This window comes from Ferdinandcohnia jepli (assembly GCF_047246645.1).
In the GTDB taxonomy this organism is placed as follows: domain Bacteria; phylum Bacillota; class Bacilli; order Bacillales; family Bacillaceae_L; genus Ferdinandcohnia.
This window is the reverse complement of sequence record NZ_JBFOKR010000013.1, coordinates 87,347-110,184: the sequence shown is the minus strand read 5'-3', so window position 1 is coordinate 110,184 and position 22,838 is coordinate 87,347. Positions and strand designations below refer to the sequence as shown.

At 38.4% G+C, this 22,838-nt stretch carries 23 protein-coding genes; 19 read left to right on the top strand and 4 right to left on the bottom strand.

Annotation, left to right across the window (positions count from 1 at the left end):
* Positions 1 to 20 precede the first annotated feature (20 nt).
* The 11 genes from AB3M96_RS15030 to hisIE all read left to right on the top strand — a co-directional run bounded on the left by AB3M96_RS15030 (position 21) and on the right by hisIE (position 9,277).
* The gene (locus tag AB3M96_RS15030; RefSeq protein ID WP_412968441.1) at positions 21 to 965 is read left to right on the top strand and encodes a nucleoside recognition domain-containing protein; all 945 of its coding nucleotides are present in this window, start codon (positions 21 to 23) and stop codon (positions 963 to 965) included.
* A complete protein-coding gene (gene ppaX, locus AB3M96_RS15025) occupies positions 955 to 1,641 on the top strand; it encodes a pyrophosphatase PpaX (protein ID WP_412968440.1) in 687 nt (228 codons plus the stop codon). The genes AB3M96_RS15030 and ppaX overlap by 11 nt, the downstream gene beginning before the upstream one ends.
* Positions 1,638 to 2,162 carry an acyltransferase gene (locus tag AB3M96_RS15020; protein WP_412968439.1) on the top strand — a complete coding sequence of 175 codons (525 nt, stop codon included), beginning with the start codon at positions 1,638 to 1,640 and terminating at the stop codon, positions 2,160 to 2,162. Before ppaX ends, AB3M96_RS15020 begins: the two co-directional genes overlap by 4 nt.
* Before the next feature lie 464 nt (positions 2,163 to 2,626).
* Positions 2,627 to 3,799 carry an ATP phosphoribosyltransferase regulatory subunit gene (locus AB3M96_RS15015; protein WP_412968438.1) on the top strand — a complete coding sequence of 391 codons (1,173 nt, stop codon included), beginning with the start codon at positions 2,627 to 2,629 and terminating at the stop codon, positions 3,797 to 3,799.
* Positions 3,799 to 4,428 carry an ATP phosphoribosyltransferase gene (hisG, locus tag AB3M96_RS15010; RefSeq protein ID WP_412968437.1) on the top strand — a complete coding sequence of 210 codons (630 nt, stop codon included), beginning with the start codon at positions 3,799 to 3,801 and terminating at the stop codon, positions 4,426 to 4,428. Before AB3M96_RS15015 ends, hisG begins: the two co-directional genes overlap by 1 nt.
* Before the next feature lie 28 nt (positions 4,429 to 4,456).
* The gene (hisD, locus tag AB3M96_RS15005; RefSeq protein WP_412968436.1) at positions 4,457 to 5,722 is read left to right on the top strand and encodes a histidinol dehydrogenase; all 1,266 of its coding nucleotides are present in this window, start codon (positions 4,457 to 4,459) and stop codon (positions 5,720 to 5,722) included.
* Positions 5,723 to 5,941: 219 nt separating this feature from the next.
* On the top strand, positions 5,942 to 6,529 hold the full coding sequence (gene hisB / locus AB3M96_RS15000) for an imidazoleglycerol-phosphate dehydratase HisB (protein ID WP_412968435.1): 588 nt from the start codon (positions 5,942 to 5,944) through the stop codon (positions 6,527 to 6,529).
* A complete protein-coding gene (hisH, locus tag AB3M96_RS14995; protein WP_412968434.1) occupies positions 6,530 to 7,165 on the top strand; it encodes an imidazole glycerol phosphate synthase subunit HisH in 636 nt (211 codons plus the stop codon).
* The gene (gene hisA, locus AB3M96_RS14990; protein WP_412968433.1) at positions 7,162 to 7,896 is read left to right on the top strand and encodes a 1-(5-phosphoribosyl)-5-[(5-phosphoribosylamino)methylideneamino]imidazole-4-carboxamide isomerase; all 735 of its coding nucleotides are present in this window, start codon (positions 7,162 to 7,164) and stop codon (positions 7,894 to 7,896) included. The genes hisH and hisA overlap by 4 nt, the downstream gene beginning before the upstream one ends.
* The gene (gene hisF, locus AB3M96_RS14985; protein ID WP_412968432.1) at positions 7,896 to 8,654 is read left to right on the top strand and encodes an imidazole glycerol phosphate synthase subunit HisF; all 759 of its coding nucleotides are present in this window, start codon (positions 7,896 to 7,898) and stop codon (positions 8,652 to 8,654) included. Before hisA ends, hisF begins: the two co-directional genes overlap by 1 nt.
* Entirely contained in the window at positions 8,651 to 9,277 is a 627-nt protein-coding gene (hisIE, locus tag AB3M96_RS14980) for a bifunctional phosphoribosyl-AMP cyclohydrolase/phosphoribosyl-ATP diphosphatase HisIE (protein ID WP_412968431.1), read from the top strand. The genes hisF and hisIE overlap by 4 nt, the downstream gene beginning before the upstream one ends.
* Before the next feature lie 47 nt (positions 9,278 to 9,324).
* Here the strand turns inward: hisIE and AB3M96_RS14975 are convergent, their stop codons facing one another.
* A complete protein-coding gene (locus tag AB3M96_RS14975; protein WP_412968430.1) occupies positions 9,325 to 9,519 on the bottom strand; it encodes a hypothetical protein in 195 nt (64 codons plus the stop codon).
* A 135-nt stretch (positions 9,520 to 9,654) separates the two neighbouring features.
* Between AB3M96_RS14975 and AB3M96_RS14970 the strand changes: the two genes are divergently transcribed.
* The 3 genes from AB3M96_RS14970 to AB3M96_RS14960 all read left to right on the top strand — a co-directional run bounded on the left by AB3M96_RS14970 (position 9,655) and on the right by AB3M96_RS14960 (position 13,522).
* Entirely contained in the window at positions 9,655 to 11,145 is a 1,491-nt protein-coding gene (locus AB3M96_RS14970) for a tetratricopeptide repeat protein (RefSeq protein WP_412968429.1), read from the top strand.
* A 107-nt stretch (positions 11,146 to 11,252) separates the two neighbouring features.
* Positions 11,253 to 12,197: a thioredoxin-disulfide reductase gene (gene trxB, locus AB3M96_RS14965; protein ID WP_412968428.1), complete on the top strand. Its 945-nt coding sequence runs from the start codon at positions 11,253 to 11,255 to the stop codon at positions 12,195 to 12,197.
* Between the two features lie 245 nt (positions 12,198 to 12,442).
* Complete coding sequence (locus tag AB3M96_RS14960; protein ID WP_412968427.1) at positions 12,443 to 13,522, top strand: ABC transporter ATP-binding protein; 1,080 nt, start codon at positions 12,443 to 12,445, stop codon at positions 13,520 to 13,522.
* A 79-nt stretch (positions 13,523 to 13,601) separates the two neighbouring features.
* On the opposite strand, the gene AB3M96_RS14955 is transcribed toward AB3M96_RS14960, so the two are convergent.
* The 3 genes from AB3M96_RS14955 to potB form a co-directional block, all read right to left on the bottom strand.
* Positions 13,602 to 13,922 (bottom strand): hypothetical protein, encoded by a 321-nt coding sequence (locus AB3M96_RS14955; protein WP_412968426.1) that lies wholly within the window; start codon positions 13,920 to 13,922, stop codon positions 13,602 to 13,604.
* Positions 13,923 to 14,006: 84 nt separating this feature from the next.
* Entirely contained in the window at positions 14,007 to 14,789 is a 783-nt protein-coding gene (locus tag AB3M96_RS14950; protein ID WP_412968425.1) for an ABC transporter permease, read from the bottom strand.
* Between the two features lies 1 nt (position 14,790).
* The gene (gene potB / locus AB3M96_RS14945) at positions 14,791 to 15,618 is read right to left on the bottom strand and encodes a spermidine/putrescine ABC transporter permease PotB (RefSeq protein ID WP_412968502.1); all 828 of its coding nucleotides are present in this window, start codon (positions 15,616 to 15,618) and stop codon (positions 14,791 to 14,793) included.
* Between the two features lie 368 nt (positions 15,619 to 15,986).
* On the opposite strand from potB, the gene AB3M96_RS14940 reads away from it, so the two are divergent.
* The 5 genes from AB3M96_RS14940 (at position 15,987) to AB3M96_RS14920 (ending at position 22,714) form a co-directional block, all read left to right on the top strand.
* Positions 15,987 to 17,261, top strand: coding sequence for an NAD(P)/FAD-dependent oxidoreductase (locus AB3M96_RS14940; RefSeq protein WP_412968424.1), 1,275 nt, complete (start codon positions 15,987 to 15,989; stop codon positions 17,259 to 17,261).
* A gap of 93 nt (positions 17,262 to 17,354) precedes the next feature.
* Positions 17,355 to 18,431 carry a C45 family autoproteolytic acyltransferase/hydrolase gene (locus tag AB3M96_RS14935; protein ID WP_412968423.1) on the top strand — a complete coding sequence of 359 codons (1,077 nt, stop codon included), beginning with the start codon at positions 17,355 to 17,357 and terminating at the stop codon, positions 18,429 to 18,431.
* A 33-nt stretch (positions 18,432 to 18,464) separates the two neighbouring features.
* Positions 18,465 to 19,889, top strand: coding sequence for an NAD-dependent succinate-semialdehyde dehydrogenase (locus tag AB3M96_RS14930; protein WP_412968422.1), 1,425 nt, complete (start codon positions 18,465 to 18,467; stop codon positions 19,887 to 19,889).
* Between the two features lie 112 nt (positions 19,890 to 20,001).
* On the top strand, positions 20,002 to 21,570 hold the full coding sequence (locus tag AB3M96_RS14925; RefSeq protein WP_412968421.1) for a GNAT family N-acetyltransferase: 1,569 nt from the start codon (positions 20,002 to 20,004) through the stop codon (positions 21,568 to 21,570).
* An 85-nt stretch (positions 21,571 to 21,655) separates the two neighbouring features.
* Positions 21,656 to 22,714, top strand: coding sequence for an ABC transporter substrate-binding protein (locus tag AB3M96_RS14920; RefSeq protein WP_412968420.1), 1,059 nt, complete (start codon positions 21,656 to 21,658; stop codon positions 22,712 to 22,714).
* Positions 22,715 to 22,838: the final 124 nt, after the last annotated feature.

Genomic DNA, 22,838 nt, shown 5'->3' with positions numbered 1-22,838 from the left:
ACAGATGGGAGAGGGGAAATTTGCTAGAGACAATCAAAAGAGGGCTAGTCGTTGGATTAAAGACTACTTGGACATTAGGAAAAGTCATTTTTCCCGTAACCCTTATCGTTGCACTTTTGCAACACACACCAGCGTTGGATTGGGTTATCAAATGGATTTCTCCAATAATGGGCTGGTTTGGATTATCAGGTGACGCAGCTATTCCATTAGTATTAGGGAATTTCTTAAACTTGTATGCGGGAATTGGCGCAATATTAACCCTTGATTTAACAGTAAAAGAAGTGTTTATTTTGGCTGTAATGCTATCATTCTCACATAATATGATTATCGAATCTACTGTTGCTGCAAAAGTAGGTATTAAGATTTGGATTATCGTTTTAGTAAGACTTGGGCTTGCGTTTTTCTCCGCATTCGTTATTAATCTAGTTTGGCAAGGTGGAAGTGAACTAGCAAAGTATGGACTGGTGTCAGCCTCTGATGAACAAGTGAGTGGTTTGGGAAGTATTTTATTTGCCGGAATAGAAAAAGCATCACTTGGAATTCTACAATTAGCAGTCATTGTCATTCCTCTTATGATCGTGATTCAGATCTTAAAGGAATTAAAGTGGCTAGATGTATTTTCGAAATGGATGTCACCTGTCACTAAGGTGCTGGGGATGAGGGAGAACACATCTACAACATTAGCAGCGGGAATATTGTTCGGGCTAGCTTTCGGAGCAGGTGTAATGATTCAGGCAGTAAAAGAGGATAATGTAAGTAAAAAGGATTTAACATTGGCGTTTATTTTCCTAGTAGCGTGTCACGCTGTCGTCGAGGATACCCTTATTTTTATTCCACTTGGCATACCTGTTTTACCATTGCTTATCATTCGCCTCGTAACAGCAACCTTATTAACAATGGTGGTTGCATTTATCTGGAGACGGGTAGAGCATAATAGCAGAAAGGAAGCAGTATATGGCAATTAATACACTGTTATTTGATTTAGATGGGACATTAATAGATACGAATGAATTAATTAGTGAATCTTTTTTACACACACTTGAAATTTATTATCCAGGTCAATATACGAAGGAAGATGTCATCCCATTTAATGGTCCTACATTATATGAGACATTTACATCATTAGATCCTGATCGGGCGGAAGAGATGGTTGCTGAATACCGCAGGTTTAATCATGAAAAACATGATGAACTTGTGACTGAGTTTCCTGGGGTATTCAATACAATAAAAGCCCTTAAGGAGCAAGGACTTAAGCTGGGAATTGTAACAACAAAAATGAGAAATACAGTCAATATGGGATTGAAGCTAACAAAATTAGATCAATTTTTTGATGTCATCGTAACACTTGATGATGTAAAAAAGCCAAAACCAGACCCTGAACCAGTTCAACTTGCTCTATCTTTATTAGATGCTAAGGCTGAAGAGGCAATAATGATAGGGGATAATTATCATGATATTTTATCAGGAAAAAATGCAGATACCCTTACTGCAGGTGTAGCATGGTCAGCAAAGGGTAGTGAATTCCTTCTAAAATATGAGCCCGATTTTATGCTTGAAACAATGAATGATTTACTGAAGTTGGTTGGAACAACAGAAAATGCATCTACAAAACAAAACGAACGTGAGGTACCACATAAGTGAGGAGGACAACACGTTATCCTGTCTCTGGTGCAAATTCGCTTTGGCATGTTTATAAAACCGTTCCCTTTTGGAAGGTTGTCCGAAACTTTATTGTGATACAACTGGCAAGATATACACCATTTCTAGCAGTGAAGAACTGGTTATACAAAAACTTTCTGGGAATGAAGGTTGGAGATCAAACATCATTTGCACTTATGGTTATGCTTGATGTGATGTTTCCTGAAAAAATAAGTGTTGGTCGAAACACAGTCATTGGCTACAACACAACCATACTGGCCCATGAATACTTAATTAAGGAATATAGACTTGGGGATGTAAAAATTGGCAGCGAGGTTATGATTGGTGCAAACTCAACCATTCTACCAGGGGTAGAAATAGGGGACGGAGCAATCGTATCAGCAGGCACACTCGTACACAAAGATGTACCGCCCGGCTGCTTCGTCGGAGGCAACCCCATGCAAATCATCTACACAAAAGAACAAATGCAACAACGCCTACAAGAGGAGGGACCAGTCCAATAGGACAGGCCCTCCTCTTTTTTTGAGCATGTAACTTATCCTCATTATCCCCACTATACACAATGGTGTCAGGCACCATAAAAATACACTTGTCCACCTCAGGAGGACACTATATTCCATTTTTATCCTCTCTTCTTCCTCTCTTGCTTACATTTTTTCTAACTGAGTTATCCACTTTATCAACATAATCCACATCTAACCTAATTCACACCTCAGATTATCCACAATTCACAAGGTGAATAAAACAGAAGAAAAACAAAAAAACGTTCTTCTCTTCCAGGAATTCACACGACTTTTGGTTGACGCTACTATAGCTAAGGTGTAAAATAAGGTATACTTTACTTTGGTAGTATATTAGCGAACTAAAGTGAACTCATAAATTGATTATTACTATATGCCTATTAAACTATTGATAATATAAGGTTTTTAACAAAAGATAAGTATATAAAATTTTGGTGGTGAAAAACGTGTTAATGTTTGAAAAGCCTTTAGGGATGAGAGACACATTACCGGCTTTATTTGAAGCGAAAAAAACAGTCCGTAATGCGATATCTAGAAAAATTGAAAGTTGGGGATATCAATACATTGAAACACCCACTCTTGAATATTACGAAACAATTGGAGAAGCTTCCGCGATTCTAGATCGCCAGTTGTTTAAGCTACTTGATCAACAAGGTCAAACTCTTGTATTACGACCAGATTTAACAGCACCGATTGCCCGTGTTGCAGCTTCCCGTTTATACAAGGAAGGCTACCCGTTACGACTTGCTTATTCGGAAAATGTATTCCGTGCCCAACAACGAGAAGGCGGCAGACCTGCTGAATTTGAACAAATTGGTATTGAGTTCATTGGAGACAGTACAACAAGTGCTGATGCAGAGGTTATTGCATTAATGATTTCGGCTTTGAAACAAGCGGGGCTTACTAATTTTACTGTTCCAATTGGCCATATTGGATATGTGAAATCTCTTTTCATTGAAATTCTTGGAAATGAAGAAAGAGCCGATGTACTTCGTCGATATTTATATGAAAAGAATTATGTTGGTTACAGACAGCATGTGAATAACCTGCAACTTTCATCAATTGATAAGCAACGTTTACTAAGCCTTTTACAATTAAGAGGTGATGAGACGAAAATACCGTATGCAAAGGAACTCGTAGAAAGCGAAAGTGGGAGAAAAGCGGTTGATGAGCTTGAGCAACTTTGGCAAAAACTAAAGGCCTTTGGTGTAACAGAGCATATAAAAATAGACTTTAACCTTGTGAGTCATATGAGTTATTACACAGGTATTTTATTTGAGGTATATGCAGAAAATGTAGGATTTTTAGTAGGAAACGGCGGCCGCTACGATCAATTGTTTGATAAATTTGATCGCCCAGCACCAGCGACAGGATTTGCGGTACGGCTAGATCGATTAATTGAAGCGTTAGATTTACCTAATACGGAAGCAGCTATTCATTGTGTTGTTTTTAGCTCAGAGCAACGAGAAGAAGCGATTCGATTTGCTATGGAGAGAAGAGAACAAGGTGAACGAGTGATTTTACAAGATATTGCTGGATTAAAAGATGTTGATGCATGTGTTAAGGCGTTTAATGAAGTTACCTTTTTCATTGGGAATTCCAAGAAGGAGGAGAAGTGATGAAAGATATATTAACGATTGCCATGCCTAAAGGAAGAATCTTTGAAGATGCAGTTGAGCTTTTACGAAAGGCTGGCTATGCTCTTCCGCCTGAATTTGATGACTCTCGAAAGCTAATTATCGATGTTCCTGAGGAATCGTTTCGGTTTATGTTAGCAAAGCCGATGGATGTGACAACATATGTCGAGCATGGAGTTGCAGACCTTGGCATTGCCGGGAAAGACGTTATGCTTGAGGAAGAACGTGATGTCTATGAAGTTCTTGATCTTCAAATTAGCAAATGTTATCTAGCAGTAGCTGGTTTACCTAATACAAGGATAACGGGCGTTGCTCCTAAAATTGCAACGAAATATCCGAAGATTGCATCAAGTTATTTTCGAGAAAATGGGGAGCAAGTCGAAATTATTAAGCTGAATGGTTCGATTGAGCTTGCTCCACTTATTGGGCTTGCTGACCGTATTGTGGATATTGTTTCGACTGGACGTACGCTAAAAGAGAACGGTCTTGTAGAGTTAGAACATATCGCGGACATTACTTCGCGTTTAATTGTGAATCCTGTGAGTTATCGTTTAAAAGACCAACAAATCGATGAGATTGTAGAGCGGCTTTCAAAGGTTGTTTCACAATAACAGATTAGATAGAAAGGACTAACAAAGGATGCGGATAGAACGTGTAACGAGCACTGTTTCCCTTAAAAGAACTATTGATAGCGGGACAGAGGAGCAACGGCAAGCAGTTTTAGAAATCCTCTCTGAGGTTAAAACCAAAGGGGATTACGCCTTAAAAAAGTATACCGAGAAATTTGACGGTGTTTCTCTTTCTGATTTAAAGGTTAGTCGGGCGGAAATAGAAGAAGCGTATAAAAAAGTAGATAAAGATGTAGTAGGCATAATAAAAGAAGCTGCTGAAAATATTCAAGACTTCCATTCCCGTCAGGTCAAACAGTCTTGGATGACGATGAAGGATAACGGTACGATTCTTGGTCAAAAAATTACACCGCTTGATGCAGTTGGCGTGTATGTGCCTGGTGGAAAAGCTGCGTACCCTTCTTCCGTTTTAATGAATGTGGTACCAGCCCAAGTAGCTGGTGTTGAAAGGATTGTGATGGTATCTCCCCCTGGTAAAGATGGAAGCATTCCTGCCGGGGTTTTAGTAGCAGCTGATATTTTAGGTGTAGGTGAGATTTACAAGGTTGGTGGAGCGCAAGCGGTGGGGGCACTTGCTTTTGGTACAGATACTATTCAACCTGTGGATAAAATTGTAGGACCAGGGAACATATTTGTTGCACTTGCCAAGCGTGAAGTATATGGAAATGTCGATATCGACATGATTGCTGGTCCAAGTGAGATTGTCGTTTTAGCTGATGATAGTGCATTGGCAAATGAAGTAGCAACAGATCTTTTGTCACAGGCTGAGCATGATGAGCGTGCGTCAAGTATCCTTGTGACCCATTCCATGGAGCTGGCAGAGCAGGTTTCTATTGAGGTAGAAAGACAGGTAAAGCTTTTACCACGTGTGAATATTGCAAAAGCATCGATAACTGATTATGGGGCTATTTACGTAACGGAGGATCTTGAACAAGCAATTAAAGTTGTGAATGAACTCGCTCCAGAGCATTTAGAGATTATGACAGAAGAACCGATGGAGCTTGTTAGCAAAATTAGACATGCAGGTGCTATCTTTGTAGGGCGATACAGTTCGGAGCCTGTCGGAGATTATTTTGCAGGACCAAATCACGTGTTACCCACAAACGGGACAGCGCGTTTCTCAAGTCCATTAAATGTAGATGACTTTACTAAAAAGTCCAGTATCATCTCCTATAGTAAACAGGCACTAGAAGAAAATGGTCCCAAAATAGCCGCATTTGCAAGACTAGAAGGCTTAGAAGCCCACGCTAGAGCGGTGGAAGAACGTCTTAAATAATTGTGAGCATGACAAAATGCAGGAAGTCCTCCTGAAGAATAACTCAGTATAAGGTGTAGTGTCCACCTCAGGAGGACATTTGTATTTCTATGGTGTCAGGCACCATTGTGGACTTTGTGGATTATGTGCATATCTGACAACATAATAAGCCCAATAATCCACAAGCATTTTAAAAGTAATTTACAAGTTTACATATTTCATAAACGGTAGGTGTTAGTGATGACGAGACAGGCAGTTGTTGGGCGAAAGACAAATGAGACGGATATTAAGTTGGATTTTAGTGTGGATGGAGAAGGTATTTCAAAGTTAGAAACGGGTGTCCCTTTTTTAACACATATGTTAGACCTTTTTACAAAGCATGGTCAGTTTAATTTATCAATTGATGCAGATGGTGATGTTGAAATAGACGATCACCATACAACAGAGGATATTGGTATCTGTCTAGGACAGGCATTACGTGAAGCTCTTGGGGATAAGCAGGGGATAAAGCGTTATGGAAATGCATTTGTTCCAATGGACGAAGCATTAGCGCAGGTTGTCATTGATTTGAGCAACAGACCTCATTTTGAATTAAAAGGTGAGTTTCCTAGTTCTCGAGTTGGAACCTTTGATACTGAGCTAGTTCATGAGTTTTTATGGAAGCTGGCATTAGAAGCAAGAATGAACCTGCATGTAATTGTACATTATGGGCAAAACACGCACCATATGATTGAAGCGGTATTTAAAGCATTAGGTCGTGCGTTAGATGAAGCAACGATGATTGACCCGCGTGTTAAGGGGGTTCCATCTACGAAAGGAATGTTATAAATGATCGGCATAATTGATTATGGCATGGGGAATTTATACAGCGTGAGTAAAGCACTTGAGCGAATGAATTATGAATATATCATTTCATGCTCACCAGAAGAATTAAGACAGACGAAGGGATTAATTTTACCAGGAGTAGGTTCGTTTAAGGACGCTATGGACATTCTCAATGAAACGGGCTTAGCTGCCTTTATAAAAGATGAAGTAAACTCTGGTACTCCGCTTCTAGGAATTTGCTTAGGCATGCAATTATTATTCCAGGAAAGCGAAGAAAATGGACACTCAGCTGGCCTGGGTCTCTTAAATGGAAAAATCATAAAAATTCCTGGTGTTACTTCATCAGGAGAATCATACAAAGTTCCACATATGGGTTGGAACGAACTTGAAAAAAAGAACCCTTCTCCTCTCTTAAAAGGTGTGGAAGGCGGACACGTTTACTTCGTCCATTCCTATTACGTAGCCACACCAGATCAAGAAGTTGTGTTAGCGAGTAGTTCTTATGATGTGGAAGTACCTGCTGTAGTTGGAAAGGGGAACGTATTTGGGACACAATTTCACCCCGAAAAAAGCAGTGAACTTGGTCTTGCAATTCTAAAAAATTATGCTGCAATCGTAGAAAAGAAGGTGACTGTATGAGTACATTTACAATCTATCCAGCCATTGATATGAGAGGCGGAAAATGCGTCCGTCTCCTCCAAGGTGATTATAATCAAGAAACAATTTACGGCGATTCCCCATTTGATATGGCTCAAGCGTTCGTAAACGATGGAGCAGAATGGATCCATATGGTTGACTTGGACGGAGCAAAAGCAGGCAAGCGCGTAAACGACGAATATGTCATTCAAGTGGCACAAAAGCTTAACGCAAAGGTGCAAATCGGTGGGGGCATTCGTACGGAAGAGGATGTAGAGTACTACATCGAAAACGGAGTTGACCGGGTTATTTTAGGAAGCGCCGCAATTTCTAATCCAGCATTCGTAAAAAAGATGCTCAAGATCTATAAAGAAAAAATCGCAATTGGTATTGATGCAAAGAACGGTTATGTTGCAACAGAGGGCTGGCTACAAACGTCTTCAGTTAAAGCCACTGAACTAGGAGTAGAACTTGCCAATGCTGGTGCAGAGGTTTTTATATTTACGGATATTGCAACAGATGGGATGCTATCAGGTCCAAATCTAGAAGCAGTAGCGAACCTAGCGTCGGTTACAGGAAAACAAGTAATTGCATCTGGTGGAGTTAGTTCGTTGGCTGATCTGACAGCCTTAAGTGAATTAGTTGGTCAAGGTGTTTGTGGCGCAATTGTCGGAAAAGCCCTATATACAAACCAATTTTCTGTCCGAGAGGCTTTACAAGAGGTGAAGTCCTGATGATTACAAAACGAATTATTCCGTGTCTAGATGTAAAGGACGGAAGAGTTGTAAAAGGAGTGCAGTTTGTTGAACTGCGAGATGCTGGAGATCCTGTTGAGCTTGCTAAGTTTTATGATTCAGAGGGAGCCGATGAGCTTGTTTTCTTAGATATCTCTGCTTCACATGAAGGACGTAAAACGATGATAGAGGTAGTTGAACAAGTTGCAGCAGAGCTTGCGATTCCTTTTACAGTTGGAGGAGGAATCAACTCTCTAGAAGACATGAAAAAAATCCTTCGTGCGGGTGCTGACAAAGTTTCACTTAACACAGCAGCCCTTCTTAATCCAGACTTAATCAAAGAAGGTGCAGATTTCTTCGGCTCTCAATGTATTGTCGTTGCGATTGACGCTAGATTTGATGAAGCACTAGGAAGTTGGAGAGTCTATACCCACGGTGGTCGTAACGCAACAGACTGGGAAGTTGTGGCTTGGGCAAAAGAAGCGGTTAAGCGGGGTGCAGGCGAAATCTTGTTAACGAGTATGGACAAAGACGGAAGCAAGGACGGATTTAATCTTAAGCTAACGAATGTAGTTAGTTCTGCAGTTTCTGTACCAGTTATTGCATCAGGTGGAGCAGGTAATGCAGAGCACTTCGTAGAAGCTTTTGAAGAAGGTAAGGCAGATGCAGCATTGGCAGCAAGTATTTTTCACTATAAAGAAACATCTGTTAAAGAAGTAAAAGCGTTTTTAAAAGAGAAAGGGGTAAATGTCCGATGAATATAGAATCTGTAAAATTTGATGAAAAGGGACTTGCTCCAGCTATTGTGCAGGATGGTGGTAGTAAAGAGGTTTTAACACTTGCATATATGAATGAAGAATCACTGAGAAAATCAGTTAAAACGCGCGAAACGTGGTTTTATAGTCGTTCTCGTCAGGAGTTATGGCATAAAGGGGAAACCTCAGGGAATACCCAAAAGATTGTGGATATAAAATACGACTGTGATCAGGATGCCATACTAGTGCTAGTTGAACCAGCAGGACCAGCTTGTCATACTGGGAGTTATTCTTGTTTTAATGACAGTCTGTTAGGGGAAGAAAACTCCAAAAACGAAAGCAGTGATCGTTTTGCGATTATTAGTGAACTGGAAAAAATAATTGCAGAGCGTGAAGCGGAGATGCCAGAGGGATCGTATACTACCTACCTATTTGATAAAGGGGTAGATAAGATACTGAAAAAAGTCGGTGAAGAAGCAGCGGAAGTTATCATTGCAGCAAAAAATCGTGACCCTGAAGAGCTAAAATGGGAAGCGGCTGACTTACTTTTCCACCTACTCGTCCTATTACGCGAGCAAAAGCTCCCACTAGACGAAGTCCTACACGCACTCCAAAAACGCAGATAAAAAACAATCCACAGAAGAGCGTGCTTTCTTTATAAAGCATGCTCTTTTTAGCTTTCCATAAGCATGCACTTATCCACATTATTCAAGTAATCCCCAATGGTGTCAGGCACCACAAAAAGACAACTGTCCACCTCAGGAGGACACAGTATCTTTCCTACAACAAAAATAGCCTCAGAAACGTAAAAAATCCAGGTAAACTCAACCTGCCTATCAACAATATCCACAATATCCACAATATCCACAATCTACCTACTTCCCAATTCCCCTCTATAATCAATCCACACATCATTTTTATACTTTTAACCAAGCAGGCTCTATGTTCTCGGGTCTTTTATGTGTTATACTACGTTCGGTACTAATTATTTTTGGAGGTCCCGATGGAAAAACAAAACATAAAAGAAAGACAGCATAGCACGAAGGTAATTCCGTTTATCCAGACGGGAGAGTATTATTTTAAAAAGGGATTAAAAGCTTATAGACAGCATGATATATATAAATCAATCAAGCACTTTGAACGGGCAATTCAGCTTGAACCAGATGAGCCGATGTTTTTGTGTCAATTAGCAGTTGCGCTAACTGAAATTGGTGATTACTTATCCTCAAACAAATATCTCACTTCTATTATTGAAGAAGTCGACTCTGATATGCCGGAGTGTTTTTATTTTATAGCAAATAATTATGCCCACCTTGGCTTATTCCAAGAATCAGGCAGATATGCAGAAAAGTACCTGAGTAGAGAACCAGATGGAGACTTTGCAGAAGATGCAGAGGATTTACTGGATCTATTAAGTTTAGAGGAAGTCGATTATGATGAATCCCCTAACCAGCAGGATGAACTACTTGTTAAACAGGAAGAAGCACGCGAGTTACTTGAAACGGGTCGACTTGATGAAGCGGTGACTTTATTAAAACAAATAACTAAGGAGTATCCTGAGTTTTGGTCAGCTTATAACAATTTGGCACTGGCTTATTTTTATTCAGGTGATGTTGAAAAAGCATCGGAAACCCTTGAGGAAGTACTTGATAAAAATCCAGGAAATTTGCACGCTTTATGTAATACGCTAGTTTTCTTATATTACCAACGGAAAACACAGAAGGTGAAGGAACTTACAAATCGATTATCAACCATTCACCCAATTCTAGTTGAGCATCGCTATAAGCTCGGAGCAACGTTTGGGCTAATCGGCAGACATGACCTTGCTTATAAATGGTTACGAAATTTACAACGTAGTGGCTTTGAAGGAGACGATACCTTTTTCTATTGGTTATCACATGCTGCTTATTATACAGATCATATTGAGGTTTCAAAAAATGCATGGAAACGAGTACTTGAGGAAAATCCTGAGAAAAAAGGGACTGCACCTTGGGAATCAGATAGTACAAAGCCTATAAGTGATGTACTTGATCGGTGGCTAAACGGAGACTTTATTGAAGAACGATTATATGGTTTATTTTTAGCCAGCAAGACAAATTCTTCATTAGTACGTAAAGACTTAAAGCATATCCAATTACATGCAACAATTGAACAGGAATTCGCAAACTACGTACTAAGCAAGAGAAAGAAAACCCAAAACATTCCTGCTTATATTATTGACGGGTACCAAATAGCCGATACACTGTTTATGAACAATAAACATGATGACACAGCTAATGAAGAGCTCTATTTAACTTGGCTTATGATTTACGATGAAGCAGTGAAGAGACAGTTCAAAGTGTCAAACTGGCATGCATGGGCTGCTGCAACTGAATACATTTGGAGAAATCATCAGTCTCGAACAATCACACAAAAGGAAATAGCGGATAAATACAAAATATCAAAGGCAACTGTGATGAAATATGTTAAATATGTGAAAGAACTCCTTCAGTGAGCATATTAATAGACGTATTTTGACATGTTTTTATAGTATAGAGGTAGGAAATACTATTACAATAAATCACACTAGTTTTGTTCTCAGCTAGGTAAGGAGTGACAAAAATGACTGAAGAGAAAATTTATGATGTCATTATTATTGGAGCTGGCCCAGCGGGTATGACTGCTGCTGTATATACTTCTCGTGCAAACTTATCAACTCTCATGTTGGAGCGCGGAATCCCTGGAGGCCAAATGGCTAACACAGAGGAAGTTGAAAACTATCCAGGATTTGATCATATCCTAGGTCCTGATCTATCTACCAAAATGTTTGAGCACGCAAAAAAATTCGGTGCTGAATATGCGTACGGTGACATCAAGGAAGTAATTGATGGAGAAGAATATAAAACAGTTATTGCTGGTAGCAAGCAATTTAAAGCTCGTGCAGTTATTATTTCTGCGGGAGCTGAATACAAAAAAATCGGAGTGCCTGGTGAAAAAGAACTTGGTGGCCGTGGAGTTTCATATTGTGCAGTGTGTGACGGTGCGTTCTTTAAAGGAAGAGAACTTGTCGTTGTGGGTGGAGGAGACTCTGCTGTTGAAGAAGGTGTCTACTTAACTCGTTTCGCAACTAAGGTTACAATTGTTCACCGCCGAGACGAATTACGTGCGCAAAAAATCCTTCAAAATCGTGCGTTTAACAACGAAAAAATTGATTTCATTTGGAATCATACCGTTAAAGAAATTCATGAAAAAGACGGTAAAGTTGGAAGCTTAACACTTGTGAATACACAAACTGGTGAAGAAAAAGAATTTGGTGCTGACGGTGTATTTATTTACATTGGTATGGTTCCACTTTCAAAGCCGTTTGAAAACCTTGGTATTACTAACGCAAGTGGTTATATCGAAACAAATGAACAAATGGAAACAAGAGTTCCAGGAATTTTTGCTGCAGGCGATATCCGTGAAAAAACACTACGTCAAATTGTTACAGCAACTGGCGATGGTAGTATTGCTGCTCAAGCCGCACAGCATTATGTAGAAGAGCTACTCGAGAAATTAAAAGCATAAAAAATATGTTGCCCTCCGATCATTAATTCGGAGGGCTTTTTAGCTTAAGATAATTCCCAAAGGTAGATCCCCTTATTTAATTGCCTCTTGCAACCAACAAAGATCTAACTTTAAAACGCCTCAACTCAATTTCTTGGCATATTTATTGCATGTCTATTTATATAAAAGAAACCAAATTATTGTGGGAAAAATTATTTAGACCATCACATAGACTTTTGTAGAATACAAAGGGGGAAGATAATGTAATGACACTGAACATGGTAGAATTGCAGAACGTGACAAAACAATTTGGTGATACCAAGGTTGTACAGGATGTTTCACTACAAGTGAGAGAAGGAGAATTTTTAACCTTACTAGGTCCAAGTGGTTGTGGAAAAACAACTACTTTACGAATGGTTGCAGGCTTCGAACAGCCAACATTTGGAAGCATTGTTCTAGATGGAAAAAGAGTGGATGGAACTCCTGCAAATAAACGTAATGTTAATACTGTATTTCAAAGCTACGCTCTTTTTCCCCATATGAATATTTTTGATAATGTTGCTTTTGGCTTAAAAATGCGAGGCGAAAATAAAGCTGTAATCAAAGAAAAGGTTACTAAAATGCTGGAGCTTGTTCGTTTACAAGGCTATGAAAATAGAACTCCAGCACAGTTAAGTGGTGGACAGAAACAAAGAATTGCCATTGCACGAGCATTGATTAATAATCCTAAAGTAATTTTATTGGATGAACCATTAGGGGCACTTGACTTAAAGCTTCGAAAACAAATGCAGGTAGAATTAAAGCATTTACAACAACAATTAAAAATAACCTTTATCTATGTTACACATGACCAGGAAGAAGCACTTACTATGTCAGACCGAATAGCTGTTATGAATAATGGGTTTGTTGAGCAAATAGGTACCCCAGTTGACATATATGAAAAACCAAAGACTAAATTTGTCGCTGATTTTATAGGAGAAACAAATTTATTTGAAGGTGAAATTATAAAGGTAGGTACAAAATACGCGTATATAAATCTTGATGGAAAAGAAATAGAAGTAAGAAATGAAGGGTTAAAGGTAGGCGAAAAGATTTTCTTAACCATTCGCCCAGAGAGGATCTCGATTGATGCAGACCATTCAAAGGGGGAAGATTCGGTAAAAATAAAAGGAAAGTTCAAAGAAAGAATATACGTTGGTTCTGTTTCAAAAATGGTGGTACGACTGGAAAATGGGAAAGAAGTAGTAGTGAACGAACCGGTAGGACGCTCTGAAGCAGCTGATTACATAGATAAGGATATATTCTTATCATGGGGAATTGAACATGGAGTCGTTATGAAGGAATAAACCAAAAAGAGCTTGGATATCTGAGATGTACTTCTACTCGCTTAAGGAGTCATATTTCAGATAACTGAGCTCTTTATTATTAGATAAAAAATCTAAATGGGAAAAACAAGTATGCATCATCCACGTAAACGACTGCCACGTATGCAAGAACAAAACCTATTCCAGTGCTTAACAATACTTGAATTCTAGTTTTAATCCATTTGAAACTATAACCAATCGCAAGCACTAAAAAAATAAATGTTAAACCAATTGTAAGTTGTCCTACTGAGAAACCACTTAGGAAGCTGAAAATATAAATAAATAGAGCAGCAAACCAATAGTATTTGTGAGCCCCTTTAATGGCAAAAACCGTTGTAACTAAAAATAGGAACAGAGAAAGGTAGGCAAGAAGAGAATACAAAAGTAATATTCACCCCCTATTAAATTTTAAAATCAACGTCTTATTCTTATTATATGGTAATAGTTACCTATTACAATGGTTTTCTTACACATTTTTCTTCATCAGGAGACGCTCACCAATTATAACAGCGACTAGTGTGACAACAAGCATTAAAGTAGATAATGCATTTATTTCAGGTGTAACACCATATCGAACCATCGAAAAAATTTGTAGCGGCAACGTTGTACTTCCTGGTCCAGCCACAAAGAAACTAACAATCACATCGTCTAATGAGATGGTAAAAGATAATAATGCACTCGCAACGATCGCAGGACCAATAATCGGCAATGTAATGAGTCGAAAGGTTTGCCATTCGCTAGCCCCCAAATCCATTGCAGCTTCCTCAACTGAACGGTCAAATCCTTTTAATCGTGCACGCACAACAACTACAACATAAGGAATACAAAAGGTAATGTGTGAAATGATGAGTGTCCATATGCCAAGAGGCATTTTTACCATTGAAAAAAATGCGAGCAAGGCAATTCCCATAACAATTTCGGACATTACGAGAGGAATATAGAGCATTCCATCAAGTGCAGACTTCCCTTTGAAGTGATATTTGTACATACCTACTGATACAAGGGTTCCTAAAATGGTTGAAGCGATTGTTGAGACAATAGCAACGATAATGGTAATTTTAGCAGCTTCAAGTACTGCAGTATTTGTCCAAAGTTTTGCATACCAATCAAAAGTGAATCCTGTCCAAACTGCATTAAGCTTAGATTCATTAAATGAGAATAAAATTAAGATAAGTATTGGGATATACAGAAACGAATAAATCAATGCACCATAAATAATAGAAGACCATTTTGCTAATTTAGAAGTCATGCTACATCACCCCCAAGTCGTCTTTATTCCCTTTTGATATACGTAAATAAACAAAGATTAATATCATTGTTAAAATGACCAGAATTACAGAAGAAGCAGCTCCGAATGGCCAATCTCTAGCTGTTAGGAACTGGTTCTTAATTAAATTTCCGATCATCATGGTTTTAGCACCACCCATTAGGTCTGGGATAAAAAATAGACCTAATGTTGGTATGAAAACAAGCAGTGAACCTGCAACGATACCAGGCATTGTAAGTGGTAAAGTTATTTTCAAAAAGGTTTGCCAACCCTTTGCACCTAAATCACTGGCAGCCTCCAGGTAGGACTTATCGAGCTTTTCGATCGATGCATAAAGAGGCAACACCATAAATGGAAATAGAGTATACACAAGGCCAATTAGTATCGCGCCGCTGTTATAAAGAAGCGTAAGAGGTTCTGAGATGATTCCGAGCCCCATAAGAAGATGATTAATTACTCCTTCTGTACGCAAAAGGATGATCCAGGCATATGTACGAATTAACGAGTTCGTCCAAAAAGGAATGATGACAAGAAATAATAATAATGTGCGATATTTTGGAGAAGAACGAGCAATTAGATAGGCAAACGGGTATCCAAAAATAATACAAATACCAGTGGTTGCAGCAGCCATTAAAATCGACATGAGTAAGATGTCTAGATATAAGGGATCAAAGAAACGTGCATAATTCTGCAGTGTAAATACATATTCAATCCCACCGTAGGTACCTCTAGACATAAAACTAACAATAAGTATTAATAAAATAGGAATAAATAAAAATGCAATCATCCATAATGCAACAGGTGATATCATCCAGACAGGACCAGTGGTTTCTATCTTTTTCTTTTTATCACCCTGTGTATGAATAACAACCGGCCTGCTTGTAGGCAAATCCTCTTTATTCATTTCAACCCCTCCTGCAACTAATCTACTATTCTAATATGCAAGAATCATTCCAAGTTTTAAAAAAGCAGTCCATTTATGATGTTTGAAAATACCGAATATACAGATATGCACTAGTGAATAACTTATTCAATTTTGCATAACCACTCTTGCTACTAACTATGTAACTGGCTATAGAGTCAGTATGTAACTAATTGTAAAAAACTTCCTTGGTATGCTACTTGCATAAAGATGTTATAGAATCGTTTCGCTAGGTTTTTAGATAAGGGGTGAATCCAATGAAACAACAGTCAATGTGGGAGGTAACGGCTAATCCTGCCAGAAACCGTACTACATTAAAAGGGAGTAAAGAATGTGATGTTGTCATTGTTGGTGGTGGCTTTACAGGATTATCAACTGCCTATCACTTACAAAAAAGAAATGTAAAAACAATTGTTCTTGAAAAAAACTATATCGGAAGCGGTGCAAGCGGAAGAAACGGGGGACAAATATTAACAGGTTTTATTGATTCAATGAGTGCGCTTGCCAAAAAAAGAGGGTTAGAAACTGCAAGAAAGATGCTTCAAATGTCATTAGACTCGATAGATTTAATTGAGAAAATTACAAAGGAGAATAAGATCTCGTGTTCCTTTCAACGTTCTGGGCATCTTTATGCAGCGTTTAAAGAGTCGCATATACAATGGCTAAAAGAAGAGCAAGAGGCTCTTGCGCGAGACTTTAATTACAAAATTTCTGTTATCGAAAAAAATGATCTGAAATCTGAACTAAATACAGACTTTTATTATGGAGGAAGTATTGACGAGCAGAGTGCAACCTTCCATCCATTTAACTACGTCCTAGGTATGGCAGATACTGTAGAGAGCCTCGGTGGAGAGGTGTATGAAAACTCAGAAGCAATTCAGATTAAGAAATTACCAGGTAATAAGGTAACAATTGAGACAGCTGAAGGGAGGGTTACAGCAGAACATTTAGTTATCGTTACAAATGCATATTCAGGAGATTTACATAAAACAATTTCTCGAAGTGTGATACCTGTTGAAAGTATTATGATTGCTACTGAAAGACTGCCAGAGGAATTAGTGTCATCATTAATCCCAAAAAATAGAGCTGTTTTTGATACAAAACATATGCTTTATTATTTTCGAAGAACCCCTGATAATCGAATCGTATTCGGCGGGTCAGGAAGGTCAATTAGCTCTGATATAGGACCATTGTTTGTAAAGCTGCAGGAAGGAATGAATCGAGTATTTCCTGAGTTAAAGAATCATAAAGTTGAATATAGTTGGAGTGGGAAGGTTGGCTTCACAAGGGATATGCTTCCTTACATCGGCCAACTCGAAGATGGAACTCACTTTGCATTTGGATATGCCGGGCATGGTGCGGCAATGTCCACCCTAATGGGGAAACTACTCGCTGAGAATATCCTGTCGGAAAACAAGGGGAATAATCCTTTTGAAAAAAATGATTTACGCCCTATTCCGTTTTTTAGTCAGCATGGTAAGGTAGTTGGTTTAATGAAGTATTATTTTAAGATGAAGGACGCTATATCCTAGAAGGTATTTGAATATGTGTGCATACAATAGTAAGAAATTGTTATTACTTGCAAGGATTAATTAAACGTATCCAACATGAAAGGATTTGTAATTATGATAAAAAAAATCCATCTGTCGGGGACTCCGCAACAGATAGGAGAGGAGCATGGCAGACAAGGAAAGAGTGAAATTATTCAGAGTCTGGAAACCTATGAGTCTCTTTTTTATGGCTACAGCAAAATTAACTGGAAACATGCTGTTGAAGTTGCCTTAGAACATTTACCGGCAATTGAAGCGTATAACTCTGACTTTATAGAGGAAATGGAAGGGGTGGCGAAGGGGGCAGGAGTTCAATTTGAGGATATTCTAGTATTAAACACGAGAAGTGAAATTGCATTAACAGGCAGGAAAGGATTTTCTGATGGTTGTACAGCAATTGCAATTACTCCACCTGCGTCTAAAGATACAATTATAGGTCAAAATTGGGACTGGAAAATGACACAAACTAAAAGCCTGTTACTACTTGAAATTGAACAGGTAGGAAAACCAGTAATTAAGATGGTAACAGAAGGTGGAATAATTGGAAAAATAGGTTTTAATTCTGCTGGAATTGGAATTTGCCTAAATGCGTTATTGACTGATAAAAAATCAACTCAAGTACCCATTCACTTAGCACTACGAAGTGTTCTAAATTCTCATTCACTCCATGAAGCAATTTCAAAAATTAAAGATAATCAACTTGCTTCAGCAGCTAACTTCCTTATTGCGAGTGAAGGAGTGGAAGGTCAATCAGGTGCTGCAAATTTTGAGGTTTCTCCATTTGGAACGGAAATGATACCAAGTAAGGACGGGATAGTAGTTCATACGAATCACATTTGTTCTACAAAAGTTAAAAAGTATCTATCAGATATGAATGAATTTAAATTCGTAGATTCGATGATCCGAAAAAGTCGAGCGGAGGAATTAATCAATGCTTCAATCACATTTGGTGAAAAAATTAACGAAGAAAGCTTAAAAATATGGTTTTCAGACACATTTAATTACCCAAACTCCATTAATCATTACATAAATTCCTCAGCCCCAGAACACCGACAAATGGAAACCGTCTTTTCAATTATCATGAATCTCTCAAAGCAAACCATGCAGCTATGTATTGGAAAACCAACACCTACGGCATATGTAAAAATATAAAAATAAATATCAAATCTTACAAGGAGTGAAACCATGCTATATATTAACGGCGAGTGGAGAAATTCTAACTCAGGCAAAACATTACAAGTAACAAACCCTGCGACATCTGAACTTGTTCAAGAAGTTGCATATGGTGGTGCAGAAGAAACAAATGAAGCAATAGCAGCGGCGGCAGAGGCATTTCCGCTTTGGAAAAGGAGAACGGGTAAGGAACGAGGGCAATATCTTGAAAGAATTGCCCAGCTTTTACGTGAGAATACCGATGAAATTGCTGTTGTCATGACATCGGAGATGGGGAAGCCATTGCCAGAAGCAATCCGTGAAATAGGAATTGCCATCGATTACGTAGACTGGTATGCAGAAGAAGCTAAACGAATCTACGGAGAAACACTAACACCTTCACATCCAGATAAGCACTTAATGGTACTACGTGAACCAGTAGGAGTTACGGCTGCTATAACACCGTGGAACTTCCCTATTGCAATGATTACAAGAAAACTTTCACCTGCTTTAGCTTCAGGTTGTACGGTGATTTTGAAGCCTGCATCAGCTACCCCACTAACGGCAATGAAAGTATTTGAATGCTTTCACGAAGCTGAATTACCTAAAGGAGTAGCAAACTTAGTCATTGGTTCTGCTTCAGAAATCGCAGGTGAAATGACAAGCAATCCTGAAGTAAAGAAAATTACGTTTACTGGTTCAACGGAGGTTGGAAAAAAACTTATAAAAGATTCAGCAGCACAAATGAAAAGAGTATCAATGGAACTCGGAGGACATGCGCCTTTTATTGTTTTTGAAGATGCTGATTTAGATTTGGCGGTAGAAGGAATTATGTTGACGAAGTTTAAGAATTGTGGCCAAACCTGCATCAGTACAAACCGGATTTATGTAGCAGAAAATGTTGCTGAAGAATTTGGAAGAAAATTAGCCAAAAGAGTTAGTAAACTTACAATTGGAAATGGTCTCGAAGAAGGGGTAGATGTTGGCCCACTTATTGATAAACATGCACTTGAAAAAGTAGAAGAACATGTAGAGGATGCACTGCAGAATAATGGAAAGCTTCTCTGTGGAGGAAAACAGGCTTTTAAGGAGGGATTAAAAGGAAGCTTTTATGAGCCGACAGTTATCCAGGGTGCCAACGAGAATATGAAAATTTTATCTGAAGAAACATTTGGCCCAGTCGCTCCGATTATATCATTTTCATCTGAAGAGGAAGTGGTTAAAAAAGCAAATCACAAGCTCTATGGTTTAGCATCCTACTGTTATACAAAGGATTTAAGTAGAGCACTCCGTATTATGAGGGAGTTAGATTATGGAATTGTGGGAATAAACGACCCAACACCTGTTGTCGCACAAGCCCCATTCGGTGGAGTGAAGGAGAGTGGTATCGGGAGAGAAGGCGGAAAATATGGTCTGGAAGAATACTTGGAAGAAAAGTATGTCTCCATTCAGATGTAAGTCAGGTTCTATGAGCAATACCAAAACACGCATCTTATTAACGTGCATCGTTAGATAAGCTGGCTTTAAAACAGTTACAAAAAACCTTATTACTAAGAAAGGGTAGATATTTGTGTCAACCATCGATCTTTCGAAATTTGAAAAGAAGATCATTTTACGAAACATAAAGCATGAGGATATTGATGATATCATAGAGTTATCCAAAATTTGTTTTCCAAACATGGAGTCTTGGGAACGAGACCAACTCGAGAGCCACCTGACGGTTTTTCCGGAAGGGCAATTTTGTGTGGAATATGACGGGAAAATTATTGGCTCCTGCTCGAGTTTAATTGTTGACTTCGATGAGTATGATGATAAGCATACATTTAATGAAATTAGCGATAATTCCTATATTCGTAACCATGATCCGCATGGGAAAAATTTATATGGTATTGATGTGATGGTTCATCCTGATTACCGGAGAATGAAAATTGGACGTCGTTTGTATGAAGCACGTAGGAAGCTTGCGCAACAGAAAAACTTAGAGAGCATCATTATCGGTGGTAGAATATCAAACTATCACAAATATGCTGATAAAATGTCTGCTAGAGAATATGTAGAACAAGTCATACAACAAAACATTTATGACCCTGCTCTCACATTTCAAATGATGAGTGGATTTGTTTTAAAACGTGTAAATGCAAATTATTTAACAGATCAGGACTCCTTAGGTTATGCGACCTTGATGGAGTGGAATAACCCAGATTATTTACCAAATAAATCGAGAAGAATTTACACTAGGGCTTTACCGGTAAGAATTTCGGTTATCCAATATATGATGAAAAAAATAAAGTCCTTTAAAGATTTTGCAACACAATGTGAATATTTCATAGACGCGAGTTCCAATTTTCGTTCTGATTTCGCGGTGTTCCCTGAAACTTTTACCATGCAGCTTTTATCGTTTATAGATGAACAGGTACCAAGTAAACAGATTAAGAGAGTTGCAGAGTACACCGAGGATTATATCAATTTATTCTCTATGCTCGCCGTAAAATACAATATCAATATTGTAGGCGGCTCACACTTTGTTGAAGAGGGAAATTGTATTTATAATGTAGGCTATTTATTTAGGCGTGACGGTACAATTGACAAACAATATAAGCTTCATATTACACCAGATGAACGAAGGTGGTGGGGAGTCCAACCAGGACACGGAGTCCATGTATTTAACACGGACTGTGGAAAAATATCAATTTTAATTAGTTATGATATCCAATTCCCAGAACTAGCAAGAATAGCTGTTGATAAAGGTGCGCAAATTATCTTTACTCCTTTTAGTGCAGAGGATCAACAGGGGTATTTAAGAGTAAGATATTGTTCACAAGCTAGGGCGGTTGAAAATCAAGTTTACACTGTGATAGCAGGGACGGTGGGGAATTTATCACATGTTCCCCATCTAGATGTGCAATACGCCCAATCTGGAATTTTTTCACCGTCGGATTTTACTTTTTCGAGTAATGGAATTGTAGGAGAATGTAACCCGAATATAGAAACGATTGTTGTTGGAGAGGTTGACCTAGAGAGTCTTCGCCGAAACCGAAATATTGGAACGGAAACTCCTTTAAAAGATCGTCGTACCGATTATTATCAAATAATTACAAAGGATACTAAGACTGAAAAAAAGAAGATCATGGCAGATTAACGAAACTGAATCTTCTAAACATGGCATAAAATTTGCAAGATTACTAGTATAGACGAAGTCAATTTTAGTAAGGGGAGGCTGTTACATGTCGTTTAGAAGGAGATTTGGTTTTGTTGCCCTGACACTTATGCTTTTGCTATCAATGGTATTAGCTGCTTGTGGTGGAGATGAAGCAGGTGGAAAATCGGATGAGAAGGTTCTGAATGTTTTTAACTGGTCAGAGTATCTTCCTGAAAGTGTTATTAAACAGTTTGAAGAAGAAACGGGTATTAAAGTAAATTACGATACTTATTCTTCGAATGAGGAGATGCTTGCAAAACTTCAAGCCGGAAATACCGGTTATGACATAACCGTAGCTTCGACATATTTTATTGAGATTATGAGAAAACAAGATATGCTTGCAGAAATCAATAAAGATAATATACCTAACTTAAAAAACATTGGGGAAAGCTTCTTAGGAACAGATGCTGATCCAGAAGATAAGTATTCTGTACCTTATATGTGGGGAAAAGCAGTTATCGCCTATAATGAAGACTTGGTAGAGAAAGAGATTACTGGTTATGCGGATTTGTTTGGTTCAGAGTTTGAAAATAATCTTGTCGTACTTGATGATGTACGTGTCATCATTGGAAATATGCTTGCGTTGTTAGGTTATTCGCAAAATAGTACAGATGAAGCAGAACTTGAGGAAGCAAAGGAAAAGCTCCTTGAGCTAAAGCCAAATATTAAAGCGTATGATAGTGACAGTCCAAAAACACTTCTTGTCAGTGGAGAAGTAAAGGCTGGTATCGTTTGGGGAGCTGAGGCTACTCTTGCAGCAAGAGAGAATCCAGCGATTAAGACAGTATTTCCTAAAGAAGGAATGAACTTGTGGCAAGATAACTTTGTTATCCCAAAGGATGCCCCGCATAAGGAAAATGCAGAGAAGTTTATTGACTTTATTTTACGACCAGAAATTAGTAAAGAGATTTCAATGGAATATCCATACGGTAATCCGAATGTAGAAGCTATGAAGCTATTACCTGATGACGTTAGAGAATCTTTAGAAGTCCCTGAAGAGGAACTTGCAAAAGGTGAATATAACATTGACGTCGGTGAAGCAACACAAATATATGACCGAATTTGGTCTGAAATTAAGAACTAGACCTAAAAACCCTATCCATTATTTGTGGATAGGGTTTTATAGTCTTCAAATATGTAGTTATGCACATGTGAATAACTTATTCAAGCTTGCATGATTTTCGAATAAAAAGCCTATAAGCCTTTGT

Bases quoted from the DNA above. Each gene is read 5' to 3' on its own strand.
- ppaX (WP_412968440.1), top strand. From the start codon at position 955: ATGGCAATTAATACACTGTTATTTGATTTAGATGGGACATTAATAGAT.
- hisG (WP_412968437.1), top strand. From the start codon at position 3,799: ATGAAAGATATATTAACGATTGCCATGCCTAAAGGAAGAATCTTTGAA.
- hisD (WP_412968436.1), top strand. From the start codon at position 4,457: ATGCGGATAGAACGTGTAACGAGCACTGTTTCCCTTAAAAGAACTATT.
- hisB (WP_412968435.1), top strand. From the start codon at position 5,942: ATGACGAGACAGGCAGTTGTTGGGCGAAAGACAAATGAGACGGATATT.
- hisH (WP_412968434.1), top strand. From the start codon at position 6,530: ATGATCGGCATAATTGATTATGGCATGGGGAATTTATACAGCGTGAGT.
- hisA (WP_412968433.1), top strand. From the start codon at position 7,162: ATGAGTACATTTACAATCTATCCAGCCATTGATATGAGAGGCGGAAAA.
- hisF (WP_412968432.1), top strand. From the start codon at position 7,896: ATGATTACAAAACGAATTATTCCGTGTCTAGATGTAAAGGACGGAAGA.
- hisIE (WP_412968431.1), top strand. From the start codon at position 8,651: ATGAATATAGAATCTGTAAAATTTGATGAAAAGGGACTTGCTCCAGCT.
- AB3M96_RS14970 (WP_412968429.1), top strand. From the start codon at position 9,655: ATGGAAAAACAAAACATAAAAGAAAGACAGCATAGCACGAAGGTAATT.
- trxB (WP_412968428.1), top strand. From the start codon at position 11,253: ATGACTGAAGAGAAAATTTATGATGTCATTATTATTGGAGCTGGCCCA.
- AB3M96_RS14960 (WP_412968427.1), top strand. From the start codon at position 12,443: ATGACACTGAACATGGTAGAATTGCAGAACGTGACAAAACAATTTGGT.
- AB3M96_RS14950 (WP_412968425.1), bottom strand. From the start codon at position 14,789: ATGACTTCTAAATTAGCAAAATGGTCTTCTATTATTTATGGTGCATTG.
- potB (WP_412968502.1), bottom strand. From the start codon at position 15,618: ATGATATCACCTGTTGCATTATGGATGATTGCATTTTTATTTATTCCT.
- AB3M96_RS14940 (WP_412968424.1), top strand. From the start codon at position 15,987: ATGAAACAACAGTCAATGTGGGAGGTAACGGCTAATCCTGCCAGAAAC.
- AB3M96_RS14935 (WP_412968423.1), top strand. From the start codon at position 17,355: ATGATAAAAAAAATCCATCTGTCGGGGACTCCGCAACAGATAGGAGAG.
- AB3M96_RS14930 (WP_412968422.1), top strand. From the start codon at position 18,465: ATGCTATATATTAACGGCGAGTGGAGAAATTCTAACTCAGGCAAAACA.
- AB3M96_RS14920 (WP_412968420.1), top strand. From the start codon at position 21,656: ATGTCGTTTAGAAGGAGATTTGGTTTTGTTGCCCTGACACTTATGCTT.